This window comes from Streptomyces sp. JH14 (assembly GCF_029428675.1).
In the GTDB taxonomy this organism is placed as follows: domain Bacteria; phylum Actinomycetota; class Actinomycetes; order Streptomycetales; family Streptomycetaceae; genus Streptomyces.
In genome coordinates this window covers 6,209,878-6,224,994 of record NZ_JAJNEL010000001.1, presented here as the reverse complement: position 1 = coordinate 6,224,994, position 15,117 = coordinate 6,209,878, and the positions used below count along the sequence as shown (strand labels likewise).

Below are 15,117 nucleotides of genomic sequence, written 5' to 3'. Positions count from 1 at the left end.
CTCCGCTTCGCTACGGGAGGGTGTGGGGGTGCGTGTCCGCGGCGGGTGACCGAGCCGAGGGCGTTCGGGGCGGTCACCCGCTTCGGGTTGTCCGGTCAGTTCCGGGCGGAGGTGACCGGCTGTCCGTGCTGCGCGCGGAGTTGGGCCATCAGGGCGGTCAGCGTGTCGCTGGAGAGCGGGATCTGCTGACCGCGGATCGCCTGGGCGACCACCTTGCGGGTCAGCTTGTCCTCGGCCCTGACCGCTGACCGGGCAATCTTCAGAAGCTCCTCGGTGTCCGGGTCAGACCGCCGGTCACCGGTGGTCCGGGTGCCCCGGTCGGTGCCCGGGCGGTCGGTGACCGGTACGGGGCTGTTCCGGTAACCGGTGACCGGCTCGGTGCCGGTCGGTCGGTCAGTGACCGACTGTGTGGTGTCCGACTGTCCGGGCAGGTCAGCGGCCTGGTGCGGCTGATCGTGGTGACCGGTGACCGGGTCACCGCTGTCCGCCGGGGCGCTGTCCCCGGTCAGTGACCGGGGACTCGGGGTCGACTTGTCCGGGGACGGGCATGGCCGGTCGGTCAAGGCAGTGACCGACTGTCCGGTACTGACCTGACCGATCCGGTCGGCCCGGGTGACCTCGACGCCCTCGGGCCGGTCAGCCTGACCGAGGTAACCGGAGTGACCGGGGTGACCGAGGTCCTCCCGGTCACTGTCTTTGACCTGTCCCCGGGCGATGAGGATGTAGAGGTGGACAGCTCCGGCCAGGGCGAGCGGGGCGATAGTGGACAGCACGGCGACCACCGTGTCCCCGAGCCGCAGACCGGTGACCGAGCCCGCCTCCTGGTTGAGCCTGACCGCGTGCAGCGCGTTGGCCCAGATACTGGCGGCCGTCGCCGTGCCGAACAGCGTCCAGACATAAAGCCGGGCGCGCAGGGGTGCGTCGCGCAGGACGAGCAGGGCCCGTACTCCGTAGGCGATGAACCCGTCGATCACCAGGGGGAAGAGGTAGGTCAGGAAGCCGCGGATGTGGATGGCGACGGCCATCTGCTGGAGGGCGTCGTACGACAGGGCGCAGCCCGCGCCGCCCAGGGCGATGACGACCGTGCGGTCCCAGCCGGTGATGTGCGCCGTCCTTGGTGCGTGCGCGTTGGTCATGCCGCCGTCCCGAAGTCGGCGCGACCCAGGCGCTCACCGTCGGCCGCGGGTGGCGGGACGGTCTTCGTGGCCGGCTCCAGGTCACGGTGTACGAGTGCCCTGCGGGTTTCGCGATACAGCTTCTGGGCGTGTTCCTCGGTGATCTTCAGGAGCCAGGCCAGGCGCTGTTCGGTGAGGCGGTGGCGGTAGGCGACCTGGACGACCGCGCGGCGTTCGGCCTTGGTGAGGTGGACGTCGCGTCCGGCGATAGTGGCGTTGACGCGGCTGTAGTCGAGGCGGTGGGCGAGCTTTTCGTGCAGCGGCCGGCGTTCCTCCTCGGTCCGTCCGCCCCGGATGCCGTCGGTGTCGCTGTTTTCGAGGGCGGCGTCCAGGCAGGCGCGGCGGACCGGGCACTGGCCGCACAGCGTCTTCGCGGCGGTGATCTTGGCGGTCTCGTCGGGCTCGGGGAAGAAGATTTCGGGGTCCACCGGGTTGTACTCGGTGGACTGGCAGACGGCCTGGTCCTGCCAGGTGTGATCGCCCAGGGACCGGTGGTGGGCAGGGCTGATCGTCGTGGTGGTCATGCGGGTTGCTCCGATCGCTCTCCGCGCACAAGGGGTGTCGGCGGAGGGGTGCGCTGGGTCGTGAGGTGCATGGGGCGGCGCGCTGAGGGCGCGGCCCGGCGGGGCGGCCTGCGGTGGGTCAGGCTGCGGCGCGGTGGCGTCTGCGGTCGACCGGTTCGAACTCGACCCGGGTGGTCATCTGGGCGAGGCGGGAGGTGACGCGGTCGCCGAGGTAGGCCTTGAGGTCCTTGATCGCCAGGTTGGTGGTGATCAGGGTCGGGAGCATGTGGTTGTAGCGGTGGTTGATCAGCCGGTACGTCACTTCCTCGACCCACTCGGACGCCTTGGCCGCGCCGAGGTCGTCGATGATCAGCAGCGGCACCCGGCTGTAGGCCGCCAGTTCCCGCTCGCTGTCGACCCCGGGGCGGGGGCGCAGGTCTGCGTACAGGTCGGCGGCGGTGGTCGCGCGCCAACGCACGCCGGCCCCGCTCTGCACCAGGAGTCGGATCGCACCGTATGCCTGGTGGGTTTTGCCGGCGCCGACGACGCCGGCCATCAGCAGGCTGGGGCCGGTGGTGACCTGCCGTCGAGCTCCCGGGCTGGGGGCGACCGCCGCCTGGGCGACGTCGCGCGCCCAGGCCAGGACCTGAGGGTGGTCAGCGATGGCGGCCTGGTACCGCGGAGGCATCCCGGCCGACAGGGCGTCCAGCGGCGAGAAGGGCTCGGGGTCGTCGGCTGTTGCGGCGACGGTGGCCGGGTCGATATGGCGGGCGGCCAGGATCCGGGCAATCCGGTCCAGGGTGCCCTCGCCGGCAAGGGTCTGCGGTTCGCGGGTATGGGTACGCATCACAGCTCCTCGGCGTAGGCGGCGGCAGCGTCGGCCGGGTTGGTCCACGCCTGGTGAGCGGGCACGTTAGGCCAGCTTCCCGGCCGTACCAAACCGCCGGACCTCGCGTTCATGGCCTCGTTGACCATGCTGGTCAGCACGCTCGGGTGCTTGGGGTTGGCCGCAAAGTTCCGCAGCCCGGCCCGGATGTGCTCCGGAGCGATTCCCTCGGCCAGGAGCTTCTTGGTGATCCGACCGAGGTGTCCGATCACGTCGCTGGGCGGACGCTCCCCGCAGGCAGCGATGTACTCGCCGACCAGCTGATTAGCCGAGACGGTGTCTGCGGGCGCTGTGCGCCCCGTAGGGAAAGAAGATCCAGGATCCAAGATCCTAGATCCAGGCGCCGAACCTTCCCCGAGGCTTCGGGGAAGGTTCGGGGAAGGTTCGGCGAATGCGTCCTGACCTGCGCTTTTCGTGCCCGTGTGGTTATGGGTGCCGACCGTGCCGTCGAGTGGGTCCTGCTGGGCGGTGGGAGGCCTGCCTGTGTGGCCGGAAAGCGTCGCGGCGGCCTGGGCGGGCAGATCGAGGCCTCGGGGAGTGTTCGGCGAAGCCTCGGCAAACACTCCGGGAGGAGTAGACGGTGCCTGCGTCCGCTCGGTGCAGGTGCCCTTGCAGGGTGCGCACCGGTGGGCAGCCTGGTGCTGCGGGCAGGAGGGCAGGCGGGACTGACTCGGCTTGTCGATCTTCTGGTGCTCGGACCAGGTCACGATGTGGAGATAGCGGCGGCCGTCACAGCCGGTATACCGGCAGACCAGGCCTGCATTCGCGAGCTGGTGGAGGTCGTCCTCGACGTGGACCGAGGTGTGTTCGGCGCGCAGGGGCCAGAGCAGCCCGGCGATGATCGCGGCGTTGTCGCGGTGGCGGCCGTGGTCGTCGGCTTGGGTGAGCAGTCCGAAGAAGGTCCGCTCGGCCTCGACGCTCACCTCGGCGAGCGACTCGGAGACGAACGCCTCCGGCTTGATGGTTCGTATCCGCGCCATGTCAGCGGCCCCCACCGGCGGCGATCAGGTCGCTGCGGGTGAGGGGCGCGTCGGCGAGGTCGAAGGTGCGCGGCCGTGTCCAGTCCGCCTCCGGCCAGACCCGCAGGATCCAGCGGGCGGCGACCCTGGCGGTCGTCCGGCTCAACGCCACCGTTTCGCCGGCCTCGCCCTTGGCACTGGCGTGCGGGTGCGGCCAGGCCTGGCTCGGGTCGGCCAGGCTGACGCGGATGGTGACCGCGCCCGGGATCATGTCGGTGAGCTGGGCGGCGAGGCGGTGCTGGCGGCCGATCTCCGGGCAGGCCGGGATTCCGCTCGGCGTGGCGAGCATGCGATACTCCGTTGTTCGTAGGAGCGCGGTGCGGTGGTTCTCCTGAAAAAGCCCGCCGCCCGCGAGATGTGAGTCGGCCCCTCTGGGGCGCCGGCCTGGCGCTCCGGGAGTTGGTAGCTCCCGGGCACTGGGCCCCTCTTCCCTCCCTGTCACCTGCCTCTCGTTCGTTGCCGCAGCGCCTACAGGCGATCTGCTGGGACCAGGACCATAGGGTGAGCCTCGTTACAAGTCCACCTCTCGCACCCGCCCTGACCAGGCAATCACCACTCCAGTGGATGAATGAGCGATCAACATACACCGCAATCGCGACGCTCCGTCAACCGCAGTGTCGCCATTCGATACGATCGAACGAGTAGCACCACCGAAGTGGATGGGCTCACCCGCGCAGCGAAGGGATCCGGAATGACCACAGAGCGGCAGTTCGCGGAACTGCTCGACCGGCTCTTCAGAGACATACACCCCAAGGGACGAGGGCCGTACACCTACGCCGAGGTGTCCGCCGGCATCCGGGAGAGCACGGGGACATCCATCTCGGCCAGCGCCATTCAGCAGCTTCGGACCGGCTCCAACCGCAACCCGAAGCTGGAAACGATCAGAGCGTTGGCCACCTTCTTCGGCGTACCTCCGGCGTACTTCTTCGACGCCAAGGAGTCGGAGCAGATCGAAGCCGAGCTGGCCCTCCTGACGACCATGCGGGATGCCGACGTCCGCGCCGTGGCCCTACGCGCCGCCGGCCTGTCGACCGAAACGCTCTCGACGATCAGCGGATTCATCGAGCGGGCGCGCGCACTGGAGGGGCTTCACGACGACCCCGAGAAGCCGAGCGCGTGACGGTCGTCACCATGCCGATTCCACGCCGCAAAGATCGACGCTAAAAAGACGCACTATGCACCATTTTCAAGCTTGATCAACTGACACAAGATCAGTAACGGACGTTCTCTGCATTCACCCCCGCCAATTCGAGCGTGATCACTGTCGTATCGTGATTCGACCGAAGAACGCTTCGGTAAGACATCGAACCGGAGCATTACGTTGAACCTGCGCAGTCACTTCGGTCGGGTGGGCAGCAGCGCGGCGAAATCCCCGAAGCACAAGGACCTCCTCGCCGCGACAGAGATCCCCGACCCGTTTGACGTACAGACCTTCTGCGAGATGCTGTCTGCACAACGCGGACGCCCCGTATACCTTCACAGCACTCCGGGAATCACGTCCAGCGGAGTTCCCTGCGGGGCCTGGATCGCCACGGAGCGGGCCGATCACATTTTCCACGAGGAATCGACTTCCCCGCTTCACCGCACACACATCGTCCTCCACGAAATAAGTCACATGCTGCTGGAACACACTTCGTTGCAGGTTGAACGAATGGCACATCTCTTCAAGCGGGTTGACTCATCAGCCGTGAAAAGTGTGCTCGGGCGGGCCAGTTACAACACGGAGGATGAGCGAGCCGCCGAGCAGCTCGCCGACCTTCTTGCCAGGAAAGCCAACTTGTTCTCCCCGAACGAGACCCGAAGCAACCCCGTCCTGCAGCGCCTCGACGACGCGCTGAGCGACTCCTGATCTGATGGTCTCCCTCATCCCCGCAACCCTCTTGTGGATGGTCACGGTGTGGCGCGCGCCAGCCGCCTGGCGTGTTCCGGCGAAGCGCGCTCTTTGGGTAGCGTTCTTCGCGCTGTCCATAGCCATGACCATCCGTCCGGACGGTGTCTCATCGGTTCTGGATTCCTGGCTGGGGATCCACAACGTGGCGACCCTCTGCAAGCACCTGGCAGGCATCACAGCCGCATACGCCGTACTGACCTTCGTGTATGACGTTGCACAGGAGCAGGCCACCTCGCTCCGCGGATCACGTCCGCGCATCGCCGTCCCTCTTGCCGCAGGAGTCGGTCTGACCCTGCTGTTCTTCGCCGCTCCGCAGCCCGGGGAAGCCACCGATCTTCTCACCGACTTCGCCGACGACGGGCGTATCGCCGTCTACGGCGTCATCTGGTCCAGCTACCTCGGTACGGCTCTCGTCAGTGCCACTCGACTGTGCTGGCGATGGGGCCGCCTTCCGGAAGCCGGCCTCCTGGGGCGCGGGCTTCGGATCACCGGCTTGGGAACGGCGCTGGGTATCGTCTACGCGGGTCACCGCGTACTGGCCTTGACGCTTCGTTACTTCGGTCTGACGCCGCTATCCCCGCGGACTGATGAAAACGTCAGCAGCGCCCTCTTGTTCGGGGCTTTGGTCTTCATCCTCGCCGGAAGCACCTTGCCGGTCGTCCGCCGACTCCACCAATGGGGCCGCGCCCATCTCGCTCTCACGCGGCTCTACCCTCTCTGGCTCGAGCTCACTGCCGCTGTCCCTTCAGTGCGTCTCGATCCACCGCGCAGCGGTCAAGCGGATGCTCTTCTTTTCCGCCACACCCGCCGTCGCCTGTATCGACGGGGGATAGAAATCCGAGACGCGATTCTGGATCTCGGGGATCATGCCTCCCCGACCCTACGGTCGGAGGCCGCACGTTACGTCGCGGAGAAGGGCCTCATAGGCGCCCAGGCCGAGATATACGCCGAGGCGTGCTGGATCGCCAGGGCCAAGGAGGCGCGGGAAAACGGAGATGCCCGCGTGGGTGAGCACACAGCCCCGGCCAGTGGCGGCAAGGACCTTCGCAGCGAAGTCGAAGCCTTGAGGCACCTGGCAACAGCCTACGAATCAGCACTTGTTCGAGAATTCGCCTCCGCCCGGAGTTCAGGATGAAACTCACGTCAACTCGTCTGGCCCGCACAGTCACCGACGCCCTTGCGCCGGCTTACCTCGTGATAGCCATCCTGCTGATCATCGGCTGGCACAGCACGAGAAGCCTCGAAGGGCTGGCTTGGGGGCTTCTCGCCGCATTGTTCTGCGGCGGCATTCCCTTCGCCATCATCCTGTTCGGCGTGAAACGCAGGTCCTGGACGGACAAACACGTCAAGGTCCGGTCCCAGCGTGCCGTCCCACTCACGGCGACCATGGTCTCCGTGCTCGTCGGCATCCTGATCCAGGTCGTCTTCGACGCTCCCCGTGAGCTCTTCGCTCTGGTCATCGCCATGCTCGTCGGCCTGGCGGCCACCATGGTGGTCACCGTCTGGTGGAAAGTGTCGGTCCACACCGCCGTCGCCGGTGGAGTGGCCACGATCCTGGCACTCGCCTTCGGGGCGCCCATGGCCGGCCTCGCCCTTGTCGTCGCCGCCATCGGGTGGTCCCGCGTGCAACTCCGGGACCACACCGTCGCGCAGACCATCGTCGGTGCCCTGCTGGGCGGAGTTGCCGCTGCCGTGACGTTCGGGCTTCTCAGGTAGCGCGGTTTCGGTGAGCGGGCCAGCTCGTACAACTCGACGAGTGCGAGGTGCGGCATCACGCCGCTGGCACAGGGCCGATTCGCCGCCGAGCTGACCCCAGCGGTGCGTCGGCGAACGTCCTGATCAGAGGATTCCCGTCCACGTCCACGGCCGCGGACCGGATCGACCGCGCAGGCAGTCGATCCGGTACTGCGCTTGGCTGATCCATTCTTCGTTGCCGGCCGCATGCTGGACGGCGTACGTCGCCATCCGCAGCTCTCGGGCGCACGCGAGAATGGGATAGCCCTCCCACGCCGTGACGTCGTGCCCGTAGGTCGCGCAGATTCGCGGGCGGCGGGCCTCGCCGGCACCCGGGACAACGTTCATGGACCAGCCGGGCCGGCTGCTGAAACTGGTGTGGGTCGACAGCGCCTACCAGGGCCCGGCGCTGACCTCGGCGTTCGCCCGTCACGGGGTCCGGATCGAGATCGTGCGCCGATCCGATGGGCAACGCGGATTTGTCCTACTGGCCCGCAGGTGGGTGGTGGAACGCACGCTGAGCTGGCTCTCCCGCTCACGCCGCCTCAACCGCGACCACGAACGCCGCCCCGATCACCACCAGCAGATGGTGTGTGAGAGCGGGGGCTTTCCGAAGATCGAGCACGAGTCGCGGATGAGGTGAGTCCGTCCCACCGTGCAGAACGCCGTGCGGTCCAACGCGTACGGACCGCTCCGTCGTACTGATCGAGGAAGCGCTCGGCTCGCGTCAGATCCTCCGGGGTGTCTACCGCTACACCGTCGTCCAGGACAGGGACCATCTGTACGGCGTGGCCGTGTTCGACGAAGCGCAGCATCTCCACTCCTTCGGCACGCTCCAGGGGCCCCTGCTGGAGCTGACGGAAGCGTTGGAGAGCCTGGCCGGTGAAGCCGTAGAGGCCCAGTTGGCGTAGGTACTTCGGGCGGTCGCCTTTGGGATAGGGGATGGGCTGGCGCGAGAACATCAGGGCCTCGCCGCGGGCCGAAACAACGACCTTGACGACGTTGTGGTCGAGGACGGCGCCAGGGTCGTGTAGTTCGGCGTAGGCGTTCACGGCGAGGGTGCCCGGCGGCTTGTATTCCAGGGCCTCGGAGACGTCGTCGATCGCGGTCGGCGAGATGAACGGCTCGTCGCCCTGGACGTTGATGTACGCCTCGGCTGGCAGGCGCTCGGCGACCTCCGCAACGCGATCGGTGCCGGTGAGGTGCTCCCCGGTGCGGATGCACTCGATGCCCAGTTGTCGGCACGCCGCTTCGATGCGCTCGTCGTCGGTCGCAACGATGGCTCCGTCGAGACGTTTCGCCTCCAGGCAGCGCTGGTGGACGTGCCAGAACAGCGGCTTGTCGCCGAGGACGGCCAGTGGTTTGCCGGGGAAACGGGAAGCCCCCCATCGGCAGGGTATGACGGCGATGTGGCGGCGCGGTTTGGCGCCGGTCGGTTGGGCTGTGGTGGCGGCCACGGCGTCCTCCTGGTGGTCGGGGTGGAGTGGGCAGTTCAGGTGGGCAGGGCGAGCTTGGCGCGGACGGTGGGTGAAGCGGCACTTGCGAACGGCCGCCACTCGTAGCCGTCGACCTCCTCTTCTTGGAGCGTCACCGCGTGTTCTGCACCGAGGTGGAAGGCCCAGCGGAAGTCCACGTGGTGGTGGGCTGGCTCGTTCTTCGACGGGTTCGCGTCGATCGTGTGCACGTCGATGTCGAGGGGGACGTCCTCGTAGCCGGCGAGGGGTTCGACGGCGCTGGGCGGGATGCCGGCCTCCTCATGCAGTTCGCGCAGGGCGGCCTCACGCAGGTGCCGGTCGGCCGGTTCGTTGTGCCCGCCGGGCGCCAGCAGTTTCCCGGACGCCTTGTGTGCGATGTGCAACACGAGCCCTTCACCGTTGATGAGGATGGCGCTGCAGGTCACGTGGGCGGGGAAGGTCTTGCGGCTGGTGGGGGCGTCCGTGCTGGCGAGCGCGGCGAACAGCAGGGTGAGGGAGTCGCGTTCGTCCGGGTGGAGGGCGAGGTACGCCTCGGTGACAGAGCGGACGTGGTCGGCTGAGGGAGGCACCGAAGTCACCTTTCGAAGTGGCGGAGCCAGGTTCTGGCGATGGCGTCGCGGTCGGCCGCCGGCATCTCGTGCAGTCCGGGCTGGAAGCGGGCGTGGCTGAGTGCGGCGGTGGCGGCGAGTATCTCGGCCTGGACGAGGTGGATGTAGGCGCCGACGGCGGCGCCGTGCACGAAGTTGACGGCACCCCCGTCGGCGAGAACGTAGAAGTAATGGCCGGTGAGGACCTCGTATCGCGTCAACTGGGCACCGACTGAGTGGCGTTCGTAGAGGTCGTGAAGGCTGCCGAGTTCGAGTTCGTCCTCGGAAGAGGTCACCGATCCGAGGTACGCGCCGTTCCGTAGGGCGGCGAAGTCCTCATGCTGAAGGGCGAGATTGCCGGTGGCGCACAGGACGAGTTCCGCGTCGCGGACGGCCTCGGCGGTGGACGCGCTGGTGCGAAAGCCGAGGGAGTGCGCCTGTACCCGCTTGACCGGATCGCTGTCGTACACGGTGACGCGCAGGTCTTGGGCGCGCAGGGTCTGGGCGATGGCGCGGCCGATCTTGCCGAAGCCGATGACGCAGGCATTGCGGCTCGTGAGGATGTCCCCGCGGGCGCGGACGAGGGCGTCGGTCGAGAACACAATCGACCGGCCGACGAGGTGGTCCTCGCAGTCCTTTAGCGGGGAGCGGGCCACGGACACGACCGGGCACGGCAGGGAGCCGAGGGCCGCGTACCGTTGGTGTCCGTTCTCGGTGTCCTCGACGACGCCGAGGATGCGGCCGGAGAACTTGTTCACGAGGGTGTCGAGGCTCGCCGCGAAGTACCCGCCGATGTCCACCAGGACGACATCCTGGCCGCCGGCCGTGTCCTCCAGGTAGTCCAGGGCCTGTGTCTCGTCGGTGAACCGCTCCCGGGTCAGGTCGTGTACCGGCAGGGCGCGGCGGACCGCGTCGAGGGTCGGGTGGTGGATCGACCGAGGCTTGGGCAGTACGGCGCCGATCGTGGACACCGCGGTCATGGCTCGCAGGAACGCCGGTCTTTCCGGGAGCAGGTGCGTAATGACCAGCGTCGTGATCGTCTCGCCGGCGGGGAACTGCGCGGTGATCCGCCGGAAGAAGGCGTCCAGTCGCGCTCGCTCGGGAGTTTCCATGAGCACTCCTCTCGGGCTCCGAGCCGTAGGGCTACGCGGCCCGGCTGTAGTCCGGAACCTGGGCAGCCAGGGCATGCATGTGGGCGCGCAGTCCGTTGTGGAGGTCGACTCGCGGCTGCCAGCCGAGGACTTCTCGGGCGCGGCTGGGGTCGGCTCGGGTGAGGAGGACGTCACCGTTGCTCGCGTGGTCCTGGAGGAGCTGGATGTCGCGGCCGATGAGGCTGGTGGCGATGTTGATCACGTCCAGCAGCGATGCGTTCGATCCGCCGCCGACGTTGATGGCGCCGTGAGCGGTCGGCACGACGGCGGCGGCGATCGTGGCAGCGACCACGTCGTCGATGTAGGTGAAGTCGCGTCGCTGGTTGCCGTCTCCGTACAGAGGCAGGGGCTGTCCGGTCAGGGCGGCGTGCAGGGCGCGATGGGTGAACATGTCGGCGCGCTGCCGGGGGCCGTAGACGGTGAAGTACCGCAGGGCGACGACGTTGGGGCCGATGGGACGCTCGGCGTAGGCGAGGCAGAGCTGCTCCTCGGCCAGTTTGGTCACGGCGTACGGGGAGGCGGGACTCGGGCGGTCGGACTCGAGGCTCGCGCCACCGTCGGTCGGACCGTAGACGCTGGAGGAGGAGGCGACGACCAGTCGGGGGACACCGATGCGGGTGGAGGCTTCGAGGACGCGGTGGGTGGCCAGCACGTTGGACGTGAGGTAGTCGCCGAACTGCGGTCCCCAGGAGGGCCGTACACCGGGGATTCCGGCGAGGTGGAAGACCGCGTCCGCGTCGATCAGGAGGGGGTCGATCGCGCAGTGGAGGAGGTCGGCCGTGACGTGGTGGTATCCCGGGCGCCCTCGCAGCGCAGCGAGATTGGCTGCAGCCGTGGGGTCGCTGGACGGATCTCGGCGGTCCACGCCGATCACGATGGTGCCAGCCTGGACGAGGGCGTGTGCGAGGTGGGAGCCGATGAATCCGGCGGAGCCGGTCACCACGGCCCGTCGAGGGGCAGCGTTGGTCGGGGGCTGCTCGTGCTGTGGCACGGGGATCTCCAGAGAAGTGTTGTGGAAGGGGGAGGTCAGGCGAGCCGGGACAGGACGGTTCTGCCGTGCGCGCTCAGTGCGGGGTCGTTCTCCTGATGGCCTTTAACCAGGGCCGTGGCCGCCTCGATGGCCCCGAATGACTCCAGGAGGCGTCGCTCGGTGTCGCTCGGCGAACGCCCGTAGCCGTCAAAGAAGGCGAGGCGCAGGTGGGGAGCGGCTTGCCAGCGTCGGAATTCGAGCCGTGCGAAGTCGCGGACGCGGGCGTCATGTCGCATGTGCTCGAAGTCGCAGATGCCGAAGGTGTCGCCTATCAGCCAGTTGCGCGGCTGGTAGTCGAGATGGCATACCGCGCTGTCCATGCGGCTGTTTCCCAGGATTGCCGCGTGGTGCTGCAGCAGGGTTCCCTCGGCCGTGTCGATCAGGTCGGTGCGGACGGCCTGGTCGATCCAGCTTTGGAAGCGCTGGGCGAGCGCCGCGCCGACTGCGCCGCCCTGGGGCATGGAGGTGGCCTGGTGGAGCTTGCCGAGGACGTGGCCGGCCTCGTGGTGGGCCAGTTCCTCCTCAGGTGAGCCGGGGGCCACGGCGTCCGCCCGATCGCCGGTGAGGGCAGTGAGCAGTAGGGTGAGGGTGGCGTCGTCCCGGCCGACCAGTTTCGGCGCGTGGTCGACCAGGTGGGTGCTCAACGCTCCGTAGGCGTGGAGTTCCCGGGCGTACCGGTCTCGCTCCGCATGCTGTTTGGCGACGAAGTGACGCCCGTCGCGGGTGACCAGACGCACGACCCGGGGTGGAAGCGCGGGGTCCGGTGCGATCTCGACTGCACCGATGAAGTGCTGCGCCAGTCGGATCCGGGGGTCGTCCGAGGTCGCGATCAAGGGGTCGGCTCCGGGGTGAGGAGACTGAGGTGCTCGGTGTCGTTGTGCCGGTCGAGCATCCAGCGGGTCTGGCCCAGGCGGTTGCGGCGGTGCTGCCAGCGGGTGATGGAGGCGTGGTTGTGGGTGAAGCCCGCCGGCGAGCCAATTGGGATGCCGAGCAGCAGAGTGTGTGCGGTGATCACCGTCTCCCCGTGGGCCGCGAAGACGATGCGCTTCCCGTGGTTCTCCTTGATGAGCTGGCTCAGGTTCCTGCTGGCGCGCTTCAGGAATCCGTTCCAGGTGTCGGAGCCAGCGGCCCAGGGAGTGTCGGGATGCGCGTGCGGTCCTCCGTCGGCGGCCGTCTTCACCGCGTCCCAGGGCTTGCCGTCGGCATCGCCGTGGACCGGGCCGTCGAGACGGTCGTCGTGGCGCACGGGGATCTGGAGGGTCTGGGCGATGATCTCGCCGGTCTGGACGAGACGGATCCGCGGCCCGGTGTAGACGACGTCGAAGGGCTTCTTCAGGTGCTCGGTCGCCAGGCGGCGCGCGGCCTGTTCGGCCTGGGCGTACCCGAGGTTGGTCAGGCCGGTGCAGGTGCGTGGGCCCCCGACGAGGCCGTCGGCGTTGCACTGGGCCTGGCCGTGTCGTACGAAGACGAGTTCGGTGGTGATCATGAGGCTCCTCGGTGGTGGAAACGGAGGGGCAAGCGGTAGCGGTAGCCGTTGCGGCCGACGTACGGGGCGGTGAGCACGGCGTGCAGGCCCAGGAAGCTGTCGAACTGGCCTCGGTCCGTCGTGCCCAGCCGGGCGTCGTGGCGTACGGCTGCCGCGTTGTACGCGAGCAGGGCAGTGGTGACGGCTTGGTCCGCGAGCGGTCCGTAGGTCAGCTGGAGCGTCGCGACGAGCTTGGCGAGGTCGTAGCCCATCGGGGCCAGGGACAGGTCGTCGGTGTCGACGGCGACGACGTCCTGCGTGCTGGTGATGATGAAGTTCCGCGGGTTGCTGTCCTTATAGAAGGCGCACGGTCCTTTGGCGGTCGCTTCCAGCAGGCCGAGCATCGCGTGCAAGGCCGCCCTGTTCGGCAGGTACCCCTGCTCGTGGCGTCGCCGTAGGGCAAACCTCCGGGGGCCGAGGTAGTCGTCGAACGTCGTGCCGTCCCGGAAGTGGTGCGGCGTGTCCAGCGAGGCGGACCGCAGGTCGCTGGCCCAGGCGGCACCGTGGGCGTGGCCCAGCAGTTCCGCCACGCGCGGGAGATCCTCGGGACGTACGGAGCGGCCCTCGATCCGTTCGAACGTCAGGCTGTCCGGCCCGACGGTGTGGAGCGCCGGCTGCCGCAGAGGCTTTGCGTGCTCGTTGATCCACCTGTAGTGGCGCACAGCCCCCGTCGCGCGCTCCGGAATGGCGTAGTGCTTGGTGAACGGCGTGAGGCTCATGCCGGCTGTCCTTCGATCGGCTGGGCGAGAACGAAGGTGATACGGGACCGGGTAGTCAGCAGCTGGTCGGGAAGGAACTCGTGCAGGTTCGCAGCCAGGGCCCCGGGGTTGCCGTACAGGCCGGGCGCGAGATCGTACTTGGGGTTGGTGGCCAGGTACTGCGCCGTATGGTCGTGGCCGTCGAAGGTGAAGACGTGCTCCTCGTCCAGGACAGCGATCACGTCGAGCGAGGAGGCGGCCAAGTCGGCGAGGTTGCCGCTGTGGGCTGCGGTGTAGAGGCTTTCGTGCTGAGCGGCACGCGGATCGAGGCCGGCGGAGGCGACCAGCCTGTCCATCTCCTGGTAGCTGTCGAGGCCCTTGGTGACGAGCACAGCCAAGCCCCCGGGGGCGAGGACCCTGGCGATCTGCGCGATGACGTCCCTGGGCTGCGGCGAGTGGTAGAGGCAGAACGCGGCGACGACGACGTCGCTCGACCCGGTGGGCAGCGGGAGGTCGTGGAAGTCGCCTTCGACGAAGTCCACCGTGTTGTCGGGCAGCTCCTTGGCGCGCTCGCGGGCCTGGGCGAGCAGGGAAGGCGCGGCGTCCAGGCCGACGACGCGCCGCGGTCGGAGCTGCTCGGCGATGACGAGGCTGCTCGTGCCGCGACCGCAGCCGATGTCGAGCACCACGCCGAGCCGGTCAGGCTGCCCGTGGTGGGTCTGCACCAGGCTGACGATCGTCTCGGGCACGGGTCGACCGGAGATCTTGGCACGCATCAAGGCGCTGGTCCGACCGGCCAACCGCGAGGCATGCCCGTACAGATCCCGCTGCCGGGCAGGGTTTAGAAACGGATTGGGCTCGTTCATGCCGCACCCCCTGACCGAGGGCGCCGGCCGTTCAGGACTGCTGGGCCGCTACCTTCCGCAGCCAGCGGCGCGTCTGGCGCCGGTTGGCCAGCAACACCTGATCGGCGCCGGAGCCGAACTCCTCGATCTTCGCCATCACGCGGGGCCGCATCTTGCGCCGGTACGTGGCGACGTACTTGATCACGCCCCAGTGGATGCGGTTGTGCACCCCGTTGCCCTTGTGCCCGGCCCCGTGGCGGATCTGCCGGGAGAAGATCCCGTACAGCGCCGCCACGGTCGACACGTCCATCAGGACCACCGTGTCGCAGGCTTCGAGCCGTACCTGCAGCGTCGAGTTGTAGTTGCCGTCGATCACCCAGCGCGGCTGCGCGACCAGCTCGCGTTGCACGTCGGTGAACTTGTCCATGGGCAGCGCGTTCCACTCGTCGTCGTAGAACGCGGCGTCCAGGTGCGTCACCGGGGCGTCGAGGATCGTGCCCAGTTCGCAGGCCACGTGGGATTTGCCGCTGCCTCCGCAGCCGACGATGGCGACCTTCTTCATGGTGCTCCAGCGTAGAGAGGGTCGGGTGTCCGGCGG

General features: G+C 68.2%; 18 protein-coding genes and 1 pseudogene. 5 read left to right on the top strand and 14 right to left on the bottom strand.

Translation table 11 applies throughout. The annotated features are described in order from the left end of the window. Positions 1-95: 95 nt before the first annotated feature. From LRD69_RS28060 to LRD69_RS28040, 5 genes are all read right to left on the bottom strand, one after another. Positions 96-1,136 carry a DUF2637 domain-containing protein gene (locus tag LRD69_RS28060; RefSeq protein WP_277329320.1) on the bottom strand — a complete coding sequence of 347 codons (1,041 nt, stop codon included), beginning with the start codon at positions 1,134-1,136 and terminating at the stop codon, positions 96-98. After that, positions 1,133-1,699 carry a WhiB family transcriptional regulator gene (locus LRD69_RS28055; protein WP_277329319.1) on the bottom strand — a complete coding sequence of 189 codons (567 nt, stop codon included), beginning with the start codon at positions 1,697-1,699 and terminating at the stop codon, positions 1,133-1,135. Before LRD69_RS28055 ends, LRD69_RS28060 begins: the two co-directional genes overlap by 4 nt. 118 nt (positions 1,700-1,817) lie before the next feature. Further along, positions 1,818-2,525 carry an ATP-binding protein gene (locus tag LRD69_RS28050; protein WP_277329318.1) on the bottom strand — a complete coding sequence of 236 codons (708 nt, stop codon included), beginning with the start codon at positions 2,523-2,525 and terminating at the stop codon, positions 1,818-1,820. Further along, entirely contained in the window at positions 2,525-3,544 is a 1,020-nt protein-coding gene (locus LRD69_RS28045) for a hypothetical protein (protein WP_277329317.1), read from the bottom strand. Before LRD69_RS28045 ends, LRD69_RS28050 begins: the two co-directional genes overlap by 1 nt. A gap of 1 nt (position 3,545) precedes the next feature. Further along, on the bottom strand, positions 3,546-3,872 hold the full coding sequence (locus tag LRD69_RS28040; RefSeq protein ID WP_277329316.1) for a transcriptional regulator: 327 nt from the start codon (positions 3,870-3,872) through the stop codon (positions 3,546-3,548). A gap of 402 nt (positions 3,873-4,274) precedes the next feature. Here LRD69_RS28040 and LRD69_RS28035 point away from each other — a divergent pair, with 402 nt between their 5' ends. The 5 genes and pseudogenes from LRD69_RS28035 to LRD69_RS28015 form a co-directional block, all read left to right on the top strand. Then, on the top strand, positions 4,275-4,703 hold the full coding sequence (locus LRD69_RS28035) for a helix-turn-helix transcriptional regulator (RefSeq protein WP_277329315.1): 429 nt from the start codon (positions 4,275-4,277) through the stop codon (positions 4,701-4,703). Between the two features lie 201 nt (positions 4,704-4,904). Then, positions 4,905-5,432: a hypothetical protein gene (locus LRD69_RS28030; RefSeq protein WP_277329314.1), complete on the top strand. Its 528-nt coding sequence runs from the start codon at positions 4,905-4,907 to the stop codon at positions 5,430-5,432. 4 nt (positions 5,433-5,436) lie between these two features. Continuing rightward, entirely contained in the window at positions 5,437-6,609 is a 1,173-nt protein-coding gene (locus LRD69_RS28025; protein ID WP_346771925.1) for an MAB_1171c family putative transporter, read from the top strand. Beyond that, the gene (locus tag LRD69_RS28020; protein WP_277329312.1) at positions 6,606-7,190 is read left to right on the top strand and encodes a hypothetical protein; all 585 of its coding nucleotides are present in this window, start codon (positions 6,606-6,608) and stop codon (positions 7,188-7,190) included. Before LRD69_RS28025 ends, LRD69_RS28020 begins: the two co-directional genes overlap by 4 nt. A gap of 334 nt (positions 7,191-7,524) precedes the next feature. Beyond that, positions 7,525-7,851 (top strand): annotated as a pseudogene (locus tag LRD69_RS28015) (transposase); the annotation flags it as partial. Here LRD69_RS28015 and LRD69_RS28010 read toward each other — a convergent pair. The 9 genes from LRD69_RS28010 to LRD69_RS27970 all read right to left on the bottom strand — a co-directional run bounded on the left by LRD69_RS28010 (position 7,754) and on the right by LRD69_RS27970 (position 15,081). Next, positions 7,754-8,665 carry a 3-deoxy-manno-octulosonate cytidylyltransferase gene (locus tag LRD69_RS28010; RefSeq protein WP_277329311.1) on the bottom strand — a complete coding sequence of 304 codons (912 nt, stop codon included), beginning with the start codon at positions 8,663-8,665 and terminating at the stop codon, positions 7,754-7,756. The pseudogene LRD69_RS28015 and the gene LRD69_RS28010 overlap by 98 nt on opposite strands. A gap of 35 nt (positions 8,666-8,700) precedes the next feature. Next, positions 8,701-9,252, bottom strand: a complete 552-nt coding sequence (locus tag LRD69_RS28005) for an NUDIX domain-containing protein (protein WP_277329310.1) — start codon at positions 9,250-9,252, stop codon at positions 8,701-8,703. 5 nt (positions 9,253-9,257) lie between these two features. Then, on the bottom strand, positions 9,258-10,382 hold the full coding sequence (locus tag LRD69_RS28000; protein WP_277329309.1) for an adenosylhomocysteinase: 1,125 nt from the start codon (positions 10,380-10,382) through the stop codon (positions 9,258-9,260). A gap of 31 nt (positions 10,383-10,413) precedes the next feature. Next, the gene (locus LRD69_RS27995) at positions 10,414-11,412 is read right to left on the bottom strand and encodes an NAD-dependent epimerase/dehydratase family protein (protein WP_277329308.1); all 999 of its coding nucleotides are present in this window, start codon (positions 11,410-11,412) and stop codon (positions 10,414-10,416) included. A 35-nt stretch (positions 11,413-11,447) separates the two neighbouring features. Further along, the gene (locus LRD69_RS27990; protein ID WP_277329307.1) at positions 11,448-12,284 is read right to left on the bottom strand and encodes an aminoglycoside phosphotransferase; all 837 of its coding nucleotides are present in this window, start codon (positions 12,282-12,284) and stop codon (positions 11,448-11,450) included. Beyond that, a complete protein-coding gene (locus tag LRD69_RS27985) occupies positions 12,281-12,937 on the bottom strand; it encodes a histidine phosphatase family protein (protein ID WP_277329305.1) in 657 nt (218 codons plus the stop codon). Before LRD69_RS27985 ends, LRD69_RS27990 begins: the two co-directional genes overlap by 4 nt. Beyond that, positions 12,934-13,695: a phosphotransferase gene (locus LRD69_RS27980; protein ID WP_277329304.1), complete on the bottom strand. Its 762-nt coding sequence runs from the start codon at positions 13,693-13,695 to the stop codon at positions 12,934-12,936. Before LRD69_RS27980 ends, LRD69_RS27985 begins: the two co-directional genes overlap by 4 nt. Further along, positions 13,692-14,423 (bottom strand): class I SAM-dependent methyltransferase, encoded by a 732-nt coding sequence (locus LRD69_RS27975; protein ID WP_277329303.1) that lies wholly within the window; start codon positions 14,421-14,423, stop codon positions 13,692-13,694. The genes LRD69_RS27980 and LRD69_RS27975 overlap by 4 nt, the downstream gene beginning before the upstream one ends. A 148-nt stretch (positions 14,424-14,571) precedes the next feature. Further along, the gene (locus tag LRD69_RS27970; protein ID WP_277329302.1) at positions 14,572-15,081 is read right to left on the bottom strand and encodes a topology modulation protein; all 510 of its coding nucleotides are present in this window, start codon (positions 15,079-15,081) and stop codon (positions 14,572-14,574) included. Between the last annotated feature and the right edge of the window lie 36 nt (positions 15,082-15,117).